The sequence below is a fragment of the Photobacterium satsumensis genome (genome assembly GCF_050336935.1).
Taxonomy (GTDB): Bacteria; Pseudomonadota; Gammaproteobacteria; order Enterobacterales; family Vibrionaceae; genus Photobacterium; species Photobacterium satsumensis.
In genome coordinates this window covers 1-19457 of sequence record NZ_JAKJSK010000024.1, presented here as the reverse complement: position 1 = coordinate 19457, position 19457 = coordinate 1, and the positions used below count along the sequence as shown (strand labels likewise).

The following is a 19457-nucleotide window of genomic DNA, read 5'->3' as shown; positions in this document are numbered from 1 at the left end:
ACAATATTCAGCGTCAATGTTCTGCAAATTTTCATCTTATACATCACAAAATTATGCTGAGATCCCTTTTTGCTCTATTTTACCGATTACCCTTAGGTAAACGGTTGCCCCTGTGCTAACATTCCGCGATTTTTTTTACAGCTAGGGTGGAATTCAACCATGATGCAGATATTACAGGGTGCTCAAATGCTTTTCGTCGCATTTGGCGCATTGGTTCTGGTACCGCTTCTTACCGGACTGGATCCTAACGTTGCCCTCTTCGGTGCCGGTATCGGTACTCTCCTCTTCCAAGTCATCACCAAACGCTCCGTCCCTATCTTTCTCGCCTCCTCTTTTGCTTTTATTGCTCCTATTATGTATGGCGTACAAACTTGGGGGATCCCTGCGACCATGGGTGGCCTGATGATGGCCGGCGTGATCTACGTCTGTATGGGAGCGATTATCAAGGTACGTGGTGTTGCGATTATCCATAAGCTGCTACCACCAGTGGTTGTAGGCCCGGTGATCATGGTTATCGGCCTTGGCTTGGCACCGGCAGCAGTGAATATGGCACTGGGTAAAACCGGTGACGGTGCAGTACAACTGGTTAATGGCGATGCTGCGCTGTGGATTTCAGCTATCTCGCTGTTGGTTACCATTGCCTTCAGCGTGTTTGCCAAGGGCTTTTTCAAGCTTATTCCTATTATGGCGGGTATCGTTACAGGCTATCTGGTCAGCCTTGGCTTTGGCGTTGTTGACTTCACCCCGGTTCAACAGGCAGCTTGGTTAGCACTTCCTAACTTCACCTTCCCAGAGTTCAATATCAATGCGGTGTTGTTCATGATCCCAGTGGCCATTGCCCCGGCGGTTGAGCATGTCGGCGATATGCTGGCGATTTCAAACGTAACAGGTAAAGACTACCTGAAAAAACCGGGCTTGCACCGCACCATGGCGGGTGACGGGGTCGCGACGATAGCTGCCTCTATGTTCGGCGCGCCACCAAATACCACTTACTCTGAAGTCACCGGTGCCGTTATGCTAACCAAAGCATTCAACCCGGTGATCATGACCTACGCTGCCGTCACCGCTCTGGTCCTGGCCTTTGTCGGTAAGCTCGGCGCCATGCTGCAAACTATTCCGGTTCCGGTCATGGGCGGCATCATGATCCTGCTATTCGGCTCCATTGCCACTGTCGGCCTCAACACCCTGATCAAAAACCAGGTTGACCTGCACAAAGCACGCAACTTGGTGATCGTGGCGGTAACATTGGTCTTTGGTATCGGTGGGATGGCTTTCGGAATCGGTGAATTCAGCCTACAGGGTGTCAGCCTGTGTGGTATCGTGGCTATCTTGCTGAATCTGATCTTGCCTGATGACTTGGGCGAGAGCCATGTGGTCGATAATGCCCAGATGGAAGAGACATCCAACAAATAGTCTATTGAATTAGGCCCATAAAAAAAGCCGGATAAATATCCGGCTTTTTGCTTTCTACTTACTTTCTAGAAATACAGTACAGTGCTTATTTAGTACCGAAGATCTTGTCACCTGCATCGCCTAGACCCGGTACGATGTAGCCTTTGTCGTTCAGCTTCTCATCGATTGCCGCCGTGTAAAGCTCTACATCTGGGTGGGCTTTTTCAAGTGCCGCAATACCTTCAGGCGCAGCAACCAGTACCAATACCTTGAACTGCTTACAGCCTTGCTCTTTCAGCAGGTCAAGGGTAGCAATCATCGAGCCACCAGTTGCCAGCATCGGGTCAACAACTAGCGCAATACGCTCGTCGATGTTTGATGCCAGTTTATTGAAGTAAGGAACCGGCTCAAGCGTTTCTTCGTCACGGTAGATACCCACAACGCTGATACGTGCACTTGGCATGTGCTCAAGCACACCATCCATCATGCCAAGGCCGGCACGAAGGATTGGCACAACTGTTACTTTTTTACCCTTGATCTGGTCAACTTCAACTGGACCATTCCAACCGTCAATGGTAACTTTTTCTGTTTCGAAGTCTGAAGTCGCTTCATACGTCAGCAAGCTGCCTACTTCCGTCGCTAGCTCACGGAATCGCTTAGTGCTGATGTCACCTTCGCGCATAAGACCAATCTTATGTTTTACTAGTGGGTGTTTAACCTCAACGACTTTCATCTTTGACTCCTGGGCAAATTAATTTCAAAAAAATCGCACTATTATACACTAGACCATTTACGCTCTGGTAGGGGTATAGCTGCTATTTGCTCAGGAAACACTCAGTGACAAATATTGACGCAAACGTTTCCCTTTCCGCCCTGACTGCTGTTATCATACCCCCGCTTTTTTACTTTAATACGTTGAGGAAACTCTTGTGAGCGGCAATAACTCTTCTCTTAGCTACAAAGATGCTGGTGTTGATATCGATGCAGGTAATGCATTAGTTGATCGTATTAAAGGGGTGGTAAAACGCACCCACCGTCCAGAGGTGATGGGCGGTATTGGCGGTTTCGGCGCTTTATGCAGCCTGCCGACCAAATACAAAGAGCCAGTACTGGTCTCTGGTACCGACGGTGTAGGTACAAAACTGCGCCTGGCGATGGATCTGAAAAAACATGACACTATCGGTATCGATCTGGTTGCCATGTGTGTCAACGATTTGATCGTACAGGGTGGCGAGCCACTGTTCTTCCTTGACTACTATGCAACGGGCAAGCTGGATGTAGACACAGCGGCCGATGTTGTTGCCGGTATCGGTGAGGGCTGTATCCAGTCAGGCTGTGCGCTTATCGGTGGTGAAACAGCAGAAATGCCAGGTATGTACCACGGTGAAGACTACGACGTTGCTGGTTTCTGTGTCGGGGTAGTTGAAAAAGCCGACATCATTGACGGTAGCAAAGTGGCTGAAGGCGATGCCCTGATTGCTGTTGCCTCTAGCGGCCCGCACTCAAACGGCTTCTCGCTGATCCGTAAAATCCTTGAGGTTTCAAATGCAGACCTTGATCTGGAACTCGAAGGTAAAGCCCTTTCTGAGCACCTGCTAGAGCCAACCAAAATCTACGTGAAATCAACCCTGAAGATGATGGAAAGCTGTGATGTTCACGCTATTTCCCACATCACTGGCGGCGGCTTCTGGGAAAACATCCCGCGCGTTCTGCCACAGGGCACGAAAGCGGTTGTTGACGGTAACAGCTGGCAATGGCCTGCTGTATTTAACTGGCTACAAGAAGCCGGTAACGTTGACACCTACGAGATGTACCGCACCTTCAACTGTGGTGTTGGCTTGGTGATTGCCCTGCCAAAAGCACAAGCAGAGCAAGCGATCAGCATCCTCAATGCCGAAGGCGAAAATGCTTGGCTACTGGGCCAGATTGCCAACGCAAACGACGGTGAAGAGCAGGTGGAGATCCTGTAAGCCATGAAGAATATCGTTGTTCTCATCTCAGGCAACGGCTCTAATCTTCAAGCGATGATTGATGCCTGCGAGTCAGGCATCATCAAGGATGCCCGTATCAGTGCGGTGCTGTCCAATAAGGCAGATGCTTACGGATTAGAGCGCGCCCGCCAAGCCGGTATTGATGCCCTGCACTTATCTGCAGCGGACTTTGCCGACCGTGCGGCGTTTGATCAGGCCATGGCTGAGCGTATTGATCGCTACCAGCCAGATCTGGTGGTACTGGCCGGCTTTATGCGGATCCTCAGTGGTGAATTCGTTGGCCGTTACCAAGGCCGGATGATCAATGTCCACCCGTCCCTGCTGCCTAAATATACCGGGCTCAATACCCACCAGCGGGCCATTGATGCCGGTGATAGCGAGCATGGCACCAGTGTCCATTTCGTTACCGAAGAGCTTGATGGTGGCCCGGTGATCCTCCAGGCCAAGGTGCCGATTTTTGCCGGCGATAGTGCCGATGAAGTATTGGCTCGAGTCCAGGAGCAAGAACACCGTATCTACCCGATGGTAGCCAGCTGGTGCCTGCAAGGCCGCGTAGCAATGACCGCCGGCCAAGCCGTTTTTGACGGAGGCACATTGCCAGTAACCGGATATGCGACTGACGAGTAAACCGTCAAGCATAAAGGCATTAGCCAAAACAAAAAACGCGACCTGAGGTCGCGTTTTTTTATTTCTTCCGAGTGGTGTTACAACGTTCGATTGAATACCTGCTCACCGAAATGGAAAACATTGAATTCCCCGACCTCCATTTTATGCCAATTTTCATCATTGGTCAGAGGCTGAGTTGCAATCACGGTGACCACATCATTGGGGGTCGTTTCCTGCTGAAAATCAATCGTGACATCCTCATCAATCAACGACGCCTTGCCAAAGGGGGCACGGCGGGTGATCCAATGCAGGTTGTTGGTACAATAGGTAAGTACATACTCACCGTTGCTCAGCAGCATATTGTAAACACCAAGCTGACGTAATGTATCACAGCTTTCCGCCAGTACTCGGTACACCGCTTCCAAATCATCAGGCGTATCAGGGAACTGATCATCAAGTTGTTTGAGCAACCAGCAAAAGGCTATTTCACTGTCAGTATCGCCCACCGCCTTGAACCGGCCGGTATCCAGCTTTTCATATCCGGTCAACTGTCCGTTATGGGCAAACGTCCAGTACTGCCCCCACAGCTCGCGGGTAAACGGATGAGTGTTTTCAAGGCTAACGCCTCCGCGGTTGGCCTGTCGAATATGACTGATCACCGCACAGCTCTTGATCGGGTACTCCTGTACCAGCTCAGCAATACGCGAATGGCAGCTCGGATTCGGATCCTTAAAAGTCCTAAACCCCTTGCCCTCGTAAAAAGTGATCCCCCAGCCATCTGTATGCGGGCCGGTATTGCCCCCACGCTGCATCAGGCCGGTAAAACTAAAGCATATATCTGTCGGCACATTGGCGCTCATGCCAAGTAATTCACACATAGTCCTTTATGCCCTTCCTCTTTGTTCCAGCAAAAATCGCTGGGTTATTTCGCCATTTCTTTTTCAATTAACATTATCAAAATATGGATAATCTTGATATGTACTTCCTGGATACGATCAGCATAACCAAAATGCGGTACGCGAATTTCCACATCCGCAAGACCCGCCATCTTGCCGCCATCTTTACCGGTCAGGGCAATCACTTTCATCCCCTTCGTCTTGGCAGCCTCGATAGCCTTCAAGATATTACCGGAATTGCCTGATGTCGATAGGCCGAACAGCACATCACCTTTTGCGCCGACCGCTTCAAGGTAGCGGGAAAACACCGACTCATAACCGAAGTCATTGCTGACGCAAGACAGGTGGCTCGGATCGGAAATCGCAATCCCCGGGTAACCCGGACGGTTTTCACGGTAACGGCCCGTCAGCTCTTCGGCAAAATGCATCGCATCACAGTGAGAGCCACCATTACCACAAGACAACACCTTGCCGCCTTGCTTAAACGACTCGGCCAGAAGTTTGGCAGCAGCTTCAATATCAGCAATATTCTTATCATCATTTAAGAAGCGATTGAGGACTTCTGCCGCTTCCGTCAACTCGGCGCGGATGTTGTCTTGATACATAGGACCTTCTCTGACTTATCAAAAATTATTATCAACTAGCAGTGTACAAAGAAACGCTTGGAAGTGTCGACTCCTTCGGCTGAACATTGTGAGTCTTTATTGCCAAATGCTCACGTAATGACTCTGCACTGGCATAGCAGGCAACATTATCCACCGCGAAAAGACCTGCCGTTGCCAGCTTCCTCTCAATATGGGTGGCAACGCCTAGCAGGTAAACCGGGTAGTCACGGATCCGGTCGATGGCATTTTCCAGCGCATGGATAGCGGTAATATCGACCGTCGTCACATCGCTAAAATCTAATACCACCGCCTGAGTATCCGGTGCGGTGTAATCAATTACCGACAGGGCTTTTTCACTGGCGGCAAAGAACAGCGGGCCATTGATATCATACACGATGACATCATCACCAAAGTTCTGATGCGGATGTCCGCCCGTCACTTTGTCGACCGTCGTCAGTGAGGCAATACGCTGGATGAACAGCACACCAGCCAGCAGCAGGCCGACCACTACAGCCACCACCATGTCGAATACAACGGTTAGGGTAAAGCAGGTCAACAACACCGCGACATCCCGCCTTGGAGCCACTTTCAAGGTATGTACAAAGTGGGGAGCCTCGGACATATTCCACGCCACCATAATAAGCAGCCCTGCCAGCGCACTCATCGGCACATAGGAAAGCATCGGTGCCAAGACTATCATCGCTGCCAACACAAATAAGGCATGGACAATCGCCGACAATGGAGAAAAAGCACCGGCCCTGATATTGGTCGCCGTACGGGCAATGGCGGCCGTCGCCGGGATCCCGCCGAAGAACGGAACCACTATATTCGCCAGACCTTGACCGACTAACTCGGCGTTGGGATTATGCTTGGTGCCGGTCATACCATCGGCGACGACGGCGCACAGCAATGACTCAATGCACCCCAGCATGGCAATAGTAAATGCCGCAGGCAATAGCTCGATGACCAGTGCCCAGGAGAAATGGCTATCCTGCCATGGCAAAATGAACTGCGGCAGTACCTGAGGGATCCCCTGCCCGATCAAGTTACCAATTTGATAATGGAATTTCTCCCCCAGCAAGCCAACATGGGCACCGCTGCTGTGGTTAACAAACAACGCCACCAGCGTGCCGGTCAATAAGGCCACCACATGGGCAGGCACTTTGGTTTTCAGCTTGGCCCATAGAATAAACACCGCGATAGTAACGACTCCTACCAAGGCATCAGCCATATTTAAGGTCGGCATTGCACTGGCGTACGCCACCACCTTATCGGGAAAGTGAATAGGATTGGTTGCGACGCTGAGGCCGAGTAGGTCTTTGAGCTGCAAGAAGGCAATCGTCAAGCCTATCCCCGCGGTAAAGCCAGTAGTGACCGGATACGGTACATAGGCCACCAGCTGACCCAGGCGCAGCACTCCCATCAGCAGCAAGATCACCCCGGACATCATGGTCGCCAGCATCAAGCCGGATAGCCCATATTGCTGGGTGATAGGCAAAAGGATCACCACAAAAGCCGCGGTCGGGCCTGTGATATTAAAACGGGAGCCTCCCAACAACGCCGCCAGTAAACCGGCAACAATAACGGTATAAAGACCATGCTGTGGCGGGACCCCAACAGCAATCGCCAATGCCATCCCCAACGGAATAGCAACAACACCCACGGTAACGCCGGAGACAATATCAGCGCGTAACGTTGAAAGAGAAAAGCCTTCGCGCCACGCTTGTCTGAACGCATCAAATAACAACACGGTAAACCCCTTGCAAACCAAACGGAAACGACAAAAGCCAAACACGATTGTTACCGTTTGGTGAAGATAAATAGAAGAATTGTAAGTAGCTGTCATCCCGAGAGTGGGATCCGGCGGGCAACTGTCAGTCGGAGTTCGGGAAAGGCAACAATTGGAAAGGCCATTTTGCGCGACCTTTATCACTCCATGAAAATTCACGAAAAGGTGGCCTCAATGCCACATTCCTAGCAATACGTGAACTATATCACGCGATCTTAATTGTATGATAATTTAACGCAAGCACTTTTTTCCATCCAGCTGATCTCGATCAATCCCTTATTTTACAACAAGTGACAAGACATCTTTACGTAACCGCGCTCTATCACAATGGAAATTTATTTTACATTTCATTAAAAACCACATTACACTTAGCACAAGTGGTTAGACCTCTTACCTTGCATAAATTGTACCTAAAATATAATAAAACAACGCCCAAATAAGGAGATTGAACATGGTTACACTTGTGTACCTACTGGGGCTGGTTGGTATAACCGGTGTGCTCGCTTACCACCGGGCAAACCTGCGCACCTTCACCCTCGCCATTGCTGCTGCACTGGCTGCGGGCACCCTACTCAATATTACTGGCCAGTTCAGCTGGTTAGCTTTTTTGATCATCGCTTTACCGCTAAATATAACGTCTCTGCGCCGCTCGCTAGTGAGCCGCCGCGCACTGGAAGCGTTCAAGAAAGTCATGCCAGAAATGTCACGGACGGAAAAAGAAGCCATTGACGCCGGTACCGTCTGGTGGGAAGCCGACTTGTTCCGTGGTGCACCCGACTGGAATAAGCTGCACGATATTCCGGCCCCGCGTCTGAGTCCCGAAGAGAAAGCGTTCCTCGACGGCCCAGTCAATGAAGTCTGCCGCATGGTCAACGACTTCCAAGTCACCCACGAACTGGCCGACCTACCACCGGAAGTGTGGCAATACCTTAAAGAACACAAGTTCTTTGCCATGATAATCAAGAAGAAATATGGTGGTCTTGAATTTTCCGCTTACGCCCAGTCTCTGGTCCTACAAAAACTAACCGGTGTGTCTGCCGTGCTCTCCTCGACTGTCGGGGTGCCGAATTCACTCGGTCCCGGTGAGCTACTGCAGCATTATGGCACCGAAGATCAGAAAGACCATTACCTGCCCCGTCTTGCCGAAGGCAAGGAGATCCCTTGTTTTGCCCTGACGAGTCCAGAAGCGGGTTCCGATGCCGGATCGATCCCGGACTTCGGAATCGTCAAGAAAGGCTATTGGCAGGGAGAAGAAGTACTCGGCATGGAGCTGACCTGGAACAAGCGCTATATCACCTTGGCACCGATTGCCACCGTACTTGGCTTGGCTTTCAAGCTATTTGACCCGGACCACCTATTGGGTGATGAGGAAGAGCTGGGGATTACCTGCGCCCTTATCCCAACCGATATTGATGGTGTCGACATCGGCCGCCGTCATTTCCCACTCAATGTCCCGTTCCAAAATGGTCCGACTTTGGGTGACAAAGTCTTCGTCCCTATCGAATTTATTATTGGCGGTCAGGAAATGGCAGGGCAAGGTTGGCGTATGCTGGTTGAGTGCCTATCGGTCGGCCGTGGGATCACCTTGCCATCCAACTCAACAGGCGGGCTGAAATCTGCGGCGATGGCCACCGGTGCTTATGCTCGTATCCGCCGCCAGTTCAAACTGCCTATCGGCAAGATGGAAGGGATCGAGGAGCCATTGGCCCGTATTACGGGGAATGCCTATGTGATGGATGCGGCCAGTAACCTTACAGTGACCGGTATTGATCTCGGCGAGAAACCCTCGGTCATTTCAGCGATTGTGAAATATCACTGTACCCACCGTGGCCAGCGTAGTGTTATCGACGCGATGGACATTGTCGGTGGTAAAGGGATCTGTATGGGTCCAAGCAACTTCTTGGCCCGAGGCTACCAAGGGGCACCAATAGCGGTAACCGTGGAAGGTGCCAATATCCTGACCCGCTCGATGATCATCTTTGGTCAGGGGGCGATCCGCTGCCACCCATATGTCCTAAACGAAATCAATGCGGCCTACGACGAAGATACAGACAAAGCCCTACGTGAATTTGATCAATCATTGTTCGGCCATGTGGGCTTTGTGATCAGCAATATGGTGCGTTCATTCTGGTTCGGCCTCACCGATGGCCGTGGCTCTTCTGCTCCGAGAAAAGATCCAACCGCCCGTTACTACCAGCAACTGAACCGCTACAGTGCCAACTTGGCATTACTTGCTGACATATCAATGGCTGTACTGGGTGGGTCACTCAAGCGTAAAGAGCGCCTGTCAGCCCGATTGGGTGATGTACTGAGTCAGCTCTATCTTGCCTCTGCGACCCTCAAACGCTATACGGACGAGGGGGCCAAGGCTGAAGATCTACCCTTGGTTCACTGGGGTCTGCAAGATGCACTCTACCAGACTCAAGAAGCATTAGACGAGTTTTTGCGCAACTTCCCGAACCGCCCTATCGCGGCTGTACTGCGCACCATGGTGTTCCCACTAGGGTTGGGTCGCGTACGCCCATCGGATAAGCTGGATCACAAAGTCGCTAGGATCATCCAGACGCCAAGCGAAACCCGTAACCGTATTGGCCGAAACCAATACCTAGAGGCGACGCCAAACAATGCTGTCGGTATGATTGAAGAAACGCTGAACGATATCCTTGCAGCCGAGCCAGTCTACGATCGTGTCTGTAAAGCAGCAGGTAAGCGAATGCCGTTCATGCAGCTAGACAAAGTCGCAGAGAAAGGGCTTGAGCTGAATGTCATTAACCCTGAAGAAGCCGAACTACTGTGCCGGGCAGAAGAAGGTCGACTACGCACCATCAATGTCGATGACTTCGACTCGCAAGAGCTGGCGGCCAAGCCCTACCAGCCGACTCCAAAGGAAATAGCCGCTTAAACTTACCACTGCGCAAAAACGACAAAGGGAAGCCTATCCGGCTTCCCTTTTTCTATCTGGCGACTGCTTGTCTACTCATTTACACCCTCTGATGTCCAACCAGGATAGTCACAATCAAGCTATCGCTCTCCCGGAATTAGCTCGCCGGGACACTGATCTCGGCACTTTCCATCGCCTTCTTCACTTTACGCTTACGCCATAGCACCGCCGCCACAACCACCAGCACAATCACCAGTACATTGGCCAGTGCAATAATTTTCATGGCCTTTGCGCGGGCAACTTGTCGCTCTGCTTCTAGCTTCGCGAATTCAACCTGCCGCTCCTTGGCTTCTTGCTGCTCGCGAAAAGTCGCAAGATTCCGGTCAAGCTGTAGCTCAGCCTGAATGGCAAAATGGCTTTCAGGGATTTGGAAAATAAGCTCGCGATTGCTGAAATTATCGGTGGCATAAATCCAGCCGGACCAGGTGTAACGCCCGGGTAGCTCGCCGTTTGGTAGCCACACCGTCAAGGTTTCTTCATCCGGTAGGGCAGCCTGTTGGCTGATAGTGGTTTCCCCTTCAAAGCTCACTTGCTCGATATGCGCAGCCAATGAGCCTGTTTTCAATGCGCCTTCCTCACCGGTAACGACCACTTGATGGTCTTCCGTTTGGCCTCGGCCTTGAATAAAACTCGCATTGATGGGGGGTGGGTAGACCAGCACTTCTTGTTCAACCGTCCGCAGGAAAATACCATTGCCAGAGCTAATCTTAACCGTGTACTTACCGGGCTGGAGCTCTATAGGCAGGGCAACGGTAAACTCCCCATCACCGGCAACCTCATCAAACCCATTCCCATCATCGGCGAAAGTCCCCATCGGGATAGGCATCGGCAACGCTTCTTTCGGCAGTTCATCGGGGTTTTCAATATATTCGTAGAACACCACAGACAGGTTAACGCGATCAAGAAAATCACGTAAAGCCAGCGGCTGGCCAGCTTGGGTCAAGCGAGCGGTAAATTTGATGGTTTCTGACTGGTAGAGTCTGGCAGGCAAATTGTCGACATCCAGTTTCAAATCAGACAGAACGGTGATTTTATTTTTGGGACTCACCTTGCCCACCGCCTGCCACGGACCGGGCACCGGGTTTTCGATGGAGATAATATCCATCCCCGACTCTTCGTACCAAGAGACATTCTCAGGATGGCGCCAGGCATAATATTTGTGGCCGTCAGGGCGAACCAAGACCACCGAATTACTTTTCTGATCGCGCTTGACCATAAAAGAGACTTGCTGCACCGTCGGGTCGACCCGGAAGCGATTATCCAGCCATGACATTACCGTGCTGTCGTCAGCCCATGATAATAGTGGCCATAACAACAGCTGCGGCCAAACTAGCATTAGCAACCATAATCGCTTCATCATACCCTTACTGACGCCACATCACGTCGCCCTTCTTGTCGATAATATCCAAACGCGCTTCATGCGCTTGTATTTCATCGGCAGAAGCCCGGATAACCTTTAGCGCTTTTCGCCCAGAAGCTAACCGACGTATTGCATTTTCTGCACCAGCATCACTCTCTTCACTGCCGCTGCTCAGGGCCAAGGACGTCTGGCCACCGGTCATCATCAGATAGACATCGGCCAGGATCTCGGCATCGAGCAATGCCCCGTGGAGCGTACGGTGCGAGTTATCGATACCGTAACGGGAACAAAGTACATCAAGGTTGTTACGTTTACCCGGGAATAGCCGCTTGGCCATCTCAAGGGTATCGGTCACCTTGCAGATCTCTTCCGTTTTCATCGAAAGAGCTAGCTTCCTGAATTCATAATCCATGAAGCCGATATCGAAGGGCGCGTTGTGAGCGACCAGTTCGGCCCCACGGATGAAATCCATGAACTCCTGGTGGATTTCACCGTAAGTCGGCTTATCAACCAAGAATTCATCGGTAATACCGTGGACATCAACCGCCTCGGCATCGATTTCGCGATCCGGCTTGATATACACATGGAAAGTATTGCCCGTTAATTTACGGTTAATAATTTCCACAGCACCGATCTCGACAATGCAATGCCCTTCATAGTGAGGGCCGGTCATATTCATACCAGTTGTTTCAGTATCGAATACGATTATGCGTTCATTTGTGGCTTTCATAGATACGATTGTGTCAGACTCAAGTTTTAACTAAGACGAATACTACCAAATATGACGAAGCAGGTAGAAATTTTCACGGACGGTTCTTGTCTCGGCAACCCGGGGCCGGGTGGTTATGGTACCGTGTTGCGCTATAAACAGCATGAAAAAGAACTCAACGACGGCTTTTTCATGACAACCAACAACCGCATGGAGCTTCTGGCCGCGATTGTCGGTTTGGCGAGCCTGAAAGAACCCTGCCAGGTCGACCTCACCACCGATAGCCAATATGTCCGCCAAGGGATCACTCAGTGGATCCATAACTGGAAAAAACGCGGCTGGAAAACCGCCGACAAAAAACCGGTTAAGAACGCGGACTTATGGCAACGCCTGGATAACGAAACCCAGCGCCACCAAGTCAGCTGGCATTGGGTAAAAGGCCATGCCGGCCACCCTGAAAACGAACGCTGCGATGAGTTGGCGCGTGCCGCGGCAGAATCACCAACCCAAGAAGATACCGGCTATCAAGCCAGCTAATGCTAGCTCCCTAGCATTTTTGCTTACGGGAAGCTTTGGTGCGGCAGTTCACTCCCAACGGTGCCAGCTGTCGCCTGAGCTTCCAGGTCGGCTTGATCGGCTTGAGCGGGACGGTTCGCTTTCTCGCCACAATCAAGTACATGCTGCCAACTGACGATAAGCTGTCCGACACCATTCCCTCGACCCAGGCCGAGCAAGCTTGGTGGCGCGTTGCAGGCAGTATCGCAAAGTTTTCGTGAAACACGACCTCGTAGTTAAGCACTCCTAACCAGTCTTTCACCCGCATTGGCATGAACATACGGCCTTTCCACGGAAAGCGCTTGCGGTTCCACGGCAACAGTCCCCGTAACCCTAAGGCACTCACCGGGTTGTTCCCACTAATAAGAATATAACCATCATCGACAATCACCCGGTCAACCTCACGCAGCAGCCGATGGGGATCACTGCAGAAGTCCAACTGATGGGTAATAACGCAGGCATCAAACGCTTTCTCGACAAACGGCAAGGCAAAGGGATCAGCAACCACGTTATGCAGAGGGTTGAACTTATCAATGCAAATCTGATGCTGGATGTTACAATGGCCACTGGCCAATTCGCAGCTTAGCCCACCCAGCTTCAGCATATGGTAGCCAAATAGTTTGGGCCACCACTCATCAAGCCGGGCCTGCAGTAGCTCTGCTGCCCATTCACCGTTGACGACTTGTGACCAGGTGTGTGGTGGTTCGATATGTTTTAATATGCGGGCTGGCTTCATAGCAATTCCAAACTAAGTCGATGCTCAATAGCAAAAAAAGCCGGAGAAACAAAGATGCTGACCATTAAAAGCATACCTGCATTCAATGACAATTACATCTGGCTGATTCACAGTCCGGATAACCATTGTGTCGTGGTGGATCCCGGTGATGCCACCCCTGTCCTGAAATTCCTCGAAAAGGAAGAGCTTGAACTAGACGCCATCCTGATCACCCACCATCACAATGACCATATCGGCGGGATCAGCGAACTCAAGCGCCGCTACCCGAATATCCATATTGTCGCCCCTTCTGCCGAACCTATCCCAGGTGTCTCGCAATCGGTCGATGACGGCGATCAAGTTGAAATTTTTGGTGAGCGATTCATGGTCCTTGGCGTACCGGGCCATACTGCAGGCCATGTTGCCTACGTCGGTGATGGCAAGCTATTTTGCGGCGACACCCTGTTTTCTGCCGGTTGCGGCCGTTTATTCGAAGGCACCGCTGGGCAAATGTACGCTTCGCTGCAAAAGCTCAGCGCCCTACCCGATGAAACCGAAGTCTACTGTGCCCATGAATACACCAGCAGCAATCTGGCCTTTGCTCTTGTAGCCGAACAAGATAACCCACACCTTCAACGTTACCGCGAAGAGGTCGGCCGGATGAGAGCACAAGGGATAAGCACCATTCCTAGCACTTTGAAACAAGAAAAATTGATCAATCCTTTCCTACGTTGTGACCAGCCGAGCATTAAAAAATCAGTTGCAAATAAAGCAGTTAACGATAGCGATGTAGAAACGTTTGCGGCACTGCGCCGTTGGAAAGACGAATTTTGACCTGTGTCACTTGTAACTAAGGTGGTTGGACAAGTATTATCTCCAACTATTTTGGCTATAGGCTGGACACATGAAAACCCGATTTTTTTTGGCGAGTGCGCTACTTCTGGCTGGTTGCCAAATTACGAATACGACAAATACAGTAGAAGAAGAAAAAACAAACACAACAAATAATGACCCTGCGGCCCAAGTTGCTCCGACAGCAACGACTAAAACACCAACACCTGAGCCGCAGGTGGTTGTTCCCAAGAAAATTCCAACCCCTCAGGAACAGCAGGATGTGTGGCAACGCATCAGCATGCAGCTGAGGGCGGATATCCCCAATGACCAACGTGTCATTCATTACCGTGACTGGTATCTCCGTCACCCAAGCCATCTCAATACCGTCGCCCAGCGAGCCGAACCTTTCCTCTATATGATCACCGAGGAGATCGAAAAGCGCGATCTGCCGCTTGAGCTTGCTTTACTACCGGTCGTTGAAAGTTCTTTCGACCAATTTGCCTATTCACACGGCCGTGCAGCAGGTCTTTGGCAGATCACAGCACCAACAGGCCGCAGTTTCGGCCTAGAACAAAACTGGTGGTATGACGGTCGCCGTGACGTGGTGGAATCCACCCGCGCAGCGCTGGACTTGCTTGAGTACCTCAACCGTAAATTTGATGGCAACTGGCTCCACGCCCTTGCTGCCTACAACACTGGTGAAGGCCGAGTATTCCGGGCTATTCGCAACAACAAAGCAGCCGGTAAACCGACTGATTTCTGGTCCTTGAACCTACCTCGCGAAACCAGCGACTACGTGCCTAAACTACTCGCGGTGTCTGATGTGATCCAAAACCGTGACAAATACGGCATCAGTATTCCGGCTATCGACAATAAGCCGGCAGTAAAACTTGTTAAACCAAAGACCCAGATGGATTTGGCGATGGCCGCCAAATTTGCCAATGTCTCTCTTGACGAACTTCAGCGCCTCAACCCGGGTTACAACCGCTGGGCAACCGCACCTGAAGGCCCGAGCCACCTGCTGCTGCCGATCAGTAAAGTCGACAAGTTCAACAACGCCTTTGCCGAAAATGGCCGCCGTGGCATGAAAGTGATCCGCTACGAGGTTAAGCCGGGTGATACCCTGAGTGTGCTTGCCCGTAAGCATAAAACAACGACCAAGCAGATCCAGCGTGCCAACAACATGAGCGGTACCAATATCCGTGTCGGTCGCCATATTCTGATCCCGGTTGCAATGCAAGATGGTGAGACGGTTGCGGCCCGTATGGCCAACAACACCCAGCAAAGCCATGGCAGCGGTTACCGCACCACATATACTGTCCAGTCCGGCGATAGTTTATGGACCATTGCCCGCAAGCAAAAAGTCTCAATTGACGAAATCACCAAGTGGAACGGGATCAGCAAAAGTGCTCCCCTTCGTGTTGGCCAGAAGCTGACCCTATGGAAATCAAGTGAAACGGGTGGTGTGATCCGCACGGTACACTACAAGGTGCGCTCTGGCGACAATCTGAGTACCATTGCCCAACGCTACAAGGTGAAAGTCGCCGATGTGGTAAAGTGGAACCAGCTCAATAGCCAGAAGTATCTCAAGCCGGGTCAGCAATTAAAACTTTATGTTGATGTTACCAAGGTAAGTGTATGACGCCTTCCAAAAATCCGTTTATTGCGGTTCTCGATACTTTCCGCTCACCGATAGACTGCTTTGCAGCTGTTCACGAACGCCCAAAGTGGGCGTTCTTGGCCTACTTGTTGATCATTATCGGCCCGTTCTTCTTTTGGGGCGGGTATTTCAATCATGTCGATATGAACTGGTTGCAGCAAACGCTGATGATGCAACTGCCCAATGTGGAACAGCAAGTGCAAGAGGCTTGGCTAACCAAGGAAGTCTTGTTAGCCGGTGAGGTGTTCAGTGATTTCTTTGGCCGAACAGCCGCTATTTTTGTCTTGGCACTCTGGCTTAACCTGGCAACCAAGAGTAGTAAATACAAGCATAGTTTCGGCAAGTGGCTTGCTGCGGCGTGCTTTATCATGCTGCCAGCGGTTATCGGTGACTTCGCCAGCTATCTGAATGCAGTATTCAACACCAGTAACTTCTTACCTAATGCGGCTGATCTAAACAGCCTCAATGGCTTCCTGAAGCTACCGTTGAATCATCCTTGGTCTGCCTTTGCGACCACGGCACCACTGCTGGCACCCTGGTATATCGCCTTGAGCTATGCCGCCGTCGCTGCTTGGACAGACTATGACAGAGCCAAATGTATCATCGTCGCTGCCTTACCTTGGCTGATGACCCTGATCGTCTGGCCAGTAATGATTATTGCAGCCTAAAGTTGGCAATGATCGGATTATGATCGGAGGCATCGGTTGTCGGTGCCTCCGCGCTTACCAAGTCTAACCCTCGGTAATAGACATGATCGAGTGGCTTCCCAAACACCTTCACCCGTCGATCACGACGCAATACCGCATCTTTCAAGCCAAGGCTGCGGGCAAAATCATCCACCACATCCAATCTCGCCTGACGCCAGGTATTGAAATCGCCGGCTAAAATCACCGGGCCAATATGTTTATCCAATACTCGCTTCAAGGTGCGGAACTGCTCTTTGTACTCTTCCAGCCCCAGAGCAAAGTTCACCCCATGCAAGTTGACTACCGCCAGCGTCTGACCGTTTGACAGGTTGAACTCGGATAGCAGAGCAGATTTTGGCAAACGCAACCAAGGCTCCATCGCCAGGTAGGCACAGGTTGTCTTGGCATTGACCGAAGACAGATTCATCACCCCAGCAGGCGTGTTAAGAAATTTGAAGGCATTGGCCATTCTGACTTTCCACTGGGTATCGTCCAGATAATCTTTCAGCTCGGTAGTCAAGCTCGCTTCTTGGAGCAATACCAACCCGCTATTTTGGCTGAACCTTTCCAGCTCGCTGCGCCAGTTTTCTTTCTGTTGTTTGTAGATATTCCAGACCGATACCGAAAAATTACCGTCTTGATCCAGCGGCAGTGCGACATCGCTTTTAATACAATTGAACGAGAACTGTGGTGCCAACACATTGGCACTGACTTCAGGTACTTCTGATACATCAAACGACCAATTCAGTGCACCCGAACTGATCCCCAACGCTCCTGCGACAACCCCCAATCCTGCTACAACCTTGGTATAACGCGACATCAAACTTACCTAACCAACAACAACAATTACTAAGCAGCTACAGGCTGATCAGCCATACACCAACCCGCTATATACAAAACAGATAACCATAATAAGGAAAGCGGCCTATTGGCCGCTTTGAGTATCAGTAATGGCTACCATTGTCATAGTATGCCGACGGCGTCAGCGCAGTGAAAATCACAGCAATACCCTGATCTGGTTCTTCAAATTCAGCGCGGACGGCCTCGGTGATCAGCTGTGCGACTTGATCCTGCACCTCTTGGCCCCGATCAAACCACAACACTTCCACAAACGGGTAGGCATCAGACACCTCACCATCAAAAATAAAGGTGGTTGAAACATGCTCGAGGGTAAAATCCTCGCGAGGACAAGCCATTAACGGCTCCAAAACATCAACCAACTTGGTCGACAATGCCTTCACATGATCAAATTCAACAGCTCGAAAACGCAGGTGTGGCATGGTGACTCCAATTTTTCTCAACTAGAAAAAGCCACAAGATACCATCTAACACATCTTTTTCGCAGCTATTTTTGTCAATTTCAAGTCAGACTCTTCCCATCCCCCATCCGTTCAAGCTGTTTCACATTTCAATACGAGAAACATTTTGCTACCATACACACAAATAAAACATCGTTCAATTAAGTAAAGGTAGCAATAGTATGCTCAAAAAATTACTCCCTATTTTAGCGCTTAGCCTCATCGCTACTTCACAAGTTAATGCAGCAAGCGGCAACACTGACCAGCGCATCAGAGAGCTAGAATATCAAATACGTTTACTGACCCAACGCGTAGATAGCCTAGAAAGAGAACTTGACCGGGAACAAGATTACAGTCGCCATGATCGTATGTACCAGTGTCAACTGAACATCTTCGGCCAACAATACAAGGGCCGTTCGTCAAGCCGTGGCAAGGCGATCACCAAGGTCGTCAATCAATGCAGCAGTGATCATGACGATATGTTCTGCCGCCCCGAAGCGGTTAGCTGCAACAATTACTGATAAACAACACGCCCTCAACTGAGGGTGTTTTTTTGAATAAGCAACAGACGTAAAAAAGCCCCGACATTTCTGTCGAGGCTTTCGAAGGTGGCAGGGGTAGAGAGATTCGAACTCCCAACACGCGGATTTGGAATCCGCTGCTCTGCCAATTGGAGCTATACCCCTGTAGTTATTTTAAAGACTTAACTCTGTCTGAATAAGTGGCGGAACGGTCGGGCTTGCGTTCAAGCGGGACTCATTCGACCAAAGGGCGAACCCTTCTAAATAAAGTGGCGGAGCGGACGGGACTCGAACCCGCGACCCCCGGCGTGACAGGCCGGTATTCTAACCAACTGAACTACCGCTCCACACGGTGATAAACATGTTCATGTCTATCCGATACACGTCGTTCAATACGCATATCTAAATTGGAAGCCTGGCGATGTCCTACTCTCACATGGGGAGACCCCACACTACCATCGGCGCTATTACGTTTCACTACTGAGTTCGGCATGGGATCAGGTGGGTCCATAATGCTATGGTCGCCAAGCAAATTCTGTTTATTCACCGCCCTCGGGCAGCAAATAGCAATCTGGGAAAATCTGACTAGCTCTTACTATCAAGCTCTCAACACTCATTCAAGTGCTCATGGAGTCCGCTAAAACCCCTTGGGTGTTGTATGGTTAAGCCTCACGGGCAATTAGTACAGGTTAGCTCAACGCCTCACAGCGCTTACACACCCTGCCTATCTACGTCGTAGTCTTCAACAACCCTTTAGGAACCTTATAGGTTCAGGGATGACTCATCTCGAGGCTCGCTTCCCGCTTAGATGCTTTCAGCGGTTATCGATTCCGAACTTAGCTACCGGGCAATGCGTCTGGCGACACAACCCGAACACCAGAGGTTCGTCCACTCCGGTC

Annotated in this window: 18 protein-coding genes, 2 tRNA genes and 2 rRNA genes; 9 read left to right on the top strand and 13 right to left on the bottom strand. The window is 50.7% G+C overall.

Going from position 1 to position 19457, the window contains the following annotated elements; translation table 11 throughout:
• Nucleotides 1-159: 159 nt before the first annotated feature.
• Entirely contained in the window at nt 160-1413 is a 1254-nt protein-coding gene (locus L4D79_RS29010; RefSeq protein ID WP_428657182.1) for a uracil-xanthine permease family protein, read from the top strand.
• A gap of 85 nt (nt 1414-1498) precedes the next feature.
• Here L4D79_RS29010 and upp read toward each other — a convergent pair whose 3' ends face one another.
• A complete protein-coding gene (gene upp / locus L4D79_RS29005) occupies nt 1499-2125 on the bottom strand; it encodes a uracil phosphoribosyltransferase (protein ID WP_428657180.1) in 627 nt (208 codons plus the stop codon).
• Between the two features lie 196 nt (nt 2126-2321).
• On the opposite strand from upp, the gene purM reads away from it, so the two are divergent.
• The gene (purM, locus tag L4D79_RS29000) at nt 2322-3362 is read left to right on the top strand and encodes a phosphoribosylformylglycinamidine cyclo-ligase (RefSeq protein WP_428657178.1); all 1041 of its coding nucleotides are present in this window, start codon (nt 2322-2324) and stop codon (nt 3360-3362) included.
• 3 nt (nt 3363-3365) lie between these two features.
• Nucleotides 3366-4010, top strand: a complete 645-nt coding sequence (purN, locus tag L4D79_RS28995; RefSeq protein ID WP_428657176.1) for a phosphoribosylglycinamide formyltransferase — start codon at nt 3366-3368, stop codon at nt 4008-4010.
• 77 nt (nt 4011-4087) lie between these two features.
• Here the strand turns inward: purN and L4D79_RS28990 are convergent, their stop codons facing one another.
• The 3 genes from L4D79_RS28990 to dauA are packed head-to-tail and all read right to left on the bottom strand — an operon-like array spanning nt 4088 to nt 7240.
• A complete protein-coding gene (locus L4D79_RS28990) occupies nt 4088-4867 on the bottom strand; it encodes a class II glutamine amidotransferase (RefSeq protein WP_428657174.1) in 780 nt (259 codons plus the stop codon).
• A 44-nt stretch (nt 4868-4911) separates the two neighbouring features.
• Entirely contained in the window at nt 4912-5490 is a 579-nt protein-coding gene (gene lpcA / locus L4D79_RS28985; RefSeq protein WP_428657172.1) for a D-sedoheptulose 7-phosphate isomerase, read from the bottom strand.
• Nucleotides 5491-5521: 31 nt separating this feature from the next.
• Nucleotides 5522-7240: a C4-dicarboxylic acid transporter DauA gene (dauA, locus tag L4D79_RS28980; RefSeq protein ID WP_428657170.1), complete on the bottom strand. Its 1719-nt coding sequence runs from the start codon at nt 7238-7240 to the stop codon at nt 5522-5524.
• Between the two features lie 490 nt (nt 7241-7730).
• Between dauA and fadE the strand changes: the two genes are divergently transcribed.
• Entirely contained in the window at nt 7731-10181 is a 2451-nt protein-coding gene (fadE, locus tag L4D79_RS28975) for an acyl-CoA dehydrogenase FadE (protein ID WP_428657168.1), read from the top strand.
• A 136-nt stretch (nt 10182-10317) separates the two neighbouring features.
• On the opposite strand, the gene L4D79_RS28970 is transcribed toward fadE, so the two are convergent.
• Together L4D79_RS28970 and dnaQ are read right to left on the bottom strand one after the other, a co-directional pair.
• Nucleotides 10318-11580: a TIGR03503 family protein gene (locus tag L4D79_RS28970; protein ID WP_428657166.1), complete on the bottom strand. Its 1263-nt coding sequence runs from the start codon at nt 11578-11580 to the stop codon at nt 10318-10320.
• 4 nt (nt 11581-11584) lie between these two features.
• Complete coding sequence (dnaQ, locus tag L4D79_RS28965; RefSeq protein ID WP_428657164.1) at nt 11585-12310, bottom strand: DNA polymerase III subunit epsilon; 726 nt, start codon at nt 12308-12310, stop codon at nt 11585-11587.
• Between the two features lie 51 nt (nt 12311-12361).
• On the opposite strand from dnaQ, the gene rnhA reads away from it, so the two are divergent.
• Entirely contained in the window at nt 12362-12826 is a 465-nt protein-coding gene (gene rnhA / locus L4D79_RS28960) for a ribonuclease HI (protein ID WP_428657162.1), read from the top strand.
• Between the two features lie 10 nt (nt 12827-12836).
• On the opposite strand, the gene L4D79_RS28955 is transcribed toward rnhA, so the two are convergent.
• Complete coding sequence (locus L4D79_RS28955) at nt 12837-13580, bottom strand: methyltransferase domain-containing protein (RefSeq protein ID WP_428657160.1); 744 nt, start codon at nt 13578-13580, stop codon at nt 12837-12839.
• Between the two features lie 54 nt (nt 13581-13634).
• On the opposite strand from L4D79_RS28955, the gene gloB reads away from it, so the two are divergent.
• The 3 genes from gloB to L4D79_RS28940 all read left to right on the top strand — a co-directional run bounded on the left by gloB (nt 13635) and on the right by L4D79_RS28940 (nt 16721).
• Nucleotides 13635-14393: a hydroxyacylglutathione hydrolase gene (gloB, locus tag L4D79_RS28950; protein WP_428657158.1), complete on the top strand. Its 759-nt coding sequence runs from the start codon at nt 13635-13637 to the stop codon at nt 14391-14393.
• 70 nt (nt 14394-14463) lie between these two features.
• The gene (locus L4D79_RS28945) at nt 14464-16035 is read left to right on the top strand and encodes a LysM peptidoglycan-binding domain-containing protein (protein ID WP_428657156.1); all 1572 of its coding nucleotides are present in this window, start codon (nt 14464-14466) and stop codon (nt 16033-16035) included.
• A complete protein-coding gene (locus L4D79_RS28940) occupies nt 16032-16721 on the top strand; it encodes a YIP1 family protein (protein WP_428657154.1) in 690 nt (229 codons plus the stop codon). Before L4D79_RS28945 ends, L4D79_RS28940 begins: the two co-directional genes overlap by 4 nt.
• On the opposite strand, the gene L4D79_RS28935 is transcribed toward L4D79_RS28940, so the two are convergent.
• Nucleotides 16708-17559 carry an endonuclease/exonuclease/phosphatase family protein gene (locus L4D79_RS28935; protein ID WP_428657152.1) on the bottom strand — a complete coding sequence of 284 codons (852 nt, stop codon included), beginning with the start codon at nt 17557-17559 and terminating at the stop codon, nt 16708-16710. The two genes, L4D79_RS28940 and L4D79_RS28935, sit on opposite strands and share 14 nt — an antisense overlap.
• 124 nt (nt 17560-17683) lie before the next feature.
• Nucleotides 17684-18019, bottom strand: a complete 336-nt coding sequence (locus L4D79_RS28930) for a DUF1904 domain-containing protein (RefSeq protein WP_428657150.1) — start codon at nt 18017-18019, stop codon at nt 17684-17686.
• Nucleotides 18020-18219: 200 nt separating this feature from the next.
• Between L4D79_RS28930 and L4D79_RS28925 the strand changes: the two genes are divergently transcribed.
• Nucleotides 18220-18558 (top strand): hypothetical protein, encoded by a 339-nt coding sequence (locus tag L4D79_RS28925; RefSeq protein WP_428657148.1) that lies wholly within the window; start codon nt 18220-18222, stop codon nt 18556-18558.
• Between the two features lie 88 nt (nt 18559-18646).
• Here L4D79_RS28925 and L4D79_RS28920 read toward each other — a convergent pair.
• The 4 genes from L4D79_RS28920 to L4D79_RS28905 all read right to left on the bottom strand — a co-directional run.
• Nucleotides 18647-18723: transfer RNA gene (locus L4D79_RS28920), tRNA-Trp, on the bottom strand.
• 105 nt (nt 18724-18828) lie between these two features.
• Nucleotides 18829-18905, bottom strand: a tRNA-Asp gene (locus L4D79_RS28915).
• 66 nt (nt 18906-18971) lie between these two features.
• Nucleotides 18972-19087: ribosomal RNA gene (rrf, locus tag L4D79_RS28910) — 5S ribosomal RNA — on the bottom strand.
• Between the two features lie 129 nt (nt 19088-19216).
• Nucleotides 19217-19457 (bottom strand): 23S ribosomal RNA (locus L4D79_RS28905); the annotation flags it as partial.

What these genes read in the sequence shown, in the direction of transcription:
- upp (WP_428657180.1), bottom strand. Translation starts at nt 2,125, where the DNA reads ATGAAAGTCGTTGAGGTTAAACACCCACTAGTAAAACATAAGATTGGT.
- dnaQ (WP_428657164.1), bottom strand. Translation starts at nt 12,310, where the DNA reads ATGAAAGCCACAAATGAACGCATAATCGTATTCGATACTGAAACAACT.
- fadE (WP_428657168.1), top strand. Translation starts at nt 7,731, where the DNA reads ATGGTTACACTTGTGTACCTACTGGGGCTGGTTGGTATAACCGGTGTG.
- L4D79_RS28990 (WP_428657174.1), bottom strand. Translation starts at nt 4,867, where the DNA reads ATGTGTGAATTACTTGGCATGAGCGCCAATGTGCCGACAGATATATGC.
- L4D79_RS28940 (WP_428657154.1), top strand. Translation starts at nt 16,032, where the DNA reads ATGACGCCTTCCAAAAATCCGTTTATTGCGGTTCTCGATACTTTCCGC.
- L4D79_RS28955 (WP_428657160.1), bottom strand. Translation starts at nt 13,580, where the DNA reads ATGAAGCCAGCCCGCATATTAAAACATATCGAACCACCACACACCTGG.
- L4D79_RS28930 (WP_428657150.1), bottom strand. Translation starts at nt 18,019, where the DNA reads ATGCCACACCTGCGTTTTCGAGCTGTTGAATTTGATCATGTGAAGGCA.
- purN (WP_428657176.1), top strand. Translation starts at nt 3,366, where the DNA reads ATGAAGAATATCGTTGTTCTCATCTCAGGCAACGGCTCTAATCTTCAA.
- L4D79_RS28945 (WP_428657156.1), top strand. Translation starts at nt 14,464, where the DNA reads ATGAAAACCCGATTTTTTTTGGCGAGTGCGCTACTTCTGGCTGGTTGC.
- L4D79_RS28970 (WP_428657166.1), bottom strand. Translation starts at nt 11,580, where the DNA reads ATGATGAAGCGATTATGGTTGCTAATGCTAGTTTGGCCGCAGCTGTTG.
- gloB (WP_428657158.1), top strand. Translation starts at nt 13,635, where the DNA reads ATGCTGACCATTAAAAGCATACCTGCATTCAATGACAATTACATCTGG.
- lpcA (WP_428657172.1), bottom strand. Translation starts at nt 5,490, where the DNA reads ATGTATCAAGACAACATCCGCGCCGAGTTGACGGAAGCGGCAGAAGTC.
- L4D79_RS28925 (WP_428657148.1), top strand. Translation starts at nt 18,220, where the DNA reads ATGCTCAAAAAATTACTCCCTATTTTAGCGCTTAGCCTCATCGCTACT.
- L4D79_RS29010 (WP_428657182.1), top strand. Translation starts at nt 160, where the DNA reads ATGATGCAGATATTACAGGGTGCTCAAATGCTTTTCGTCGCATTTGGC.
- rnhA (WP_428657162.1), top strand. Translation starts at nt 12,362, where the DNA reads ATGACGAAGCAGGTAGAAATTTTCACGGACGGTTCTTGTCTCGGCAAC.
- L4D79_RS28935 (WP_428657152.1), bottom strand. Translation starts at nt 17,559, where the DNA reads ATGTCGCGTTATACCAAGGTTGTAGCAGGATTGGGGGTTGTCGCAGGA.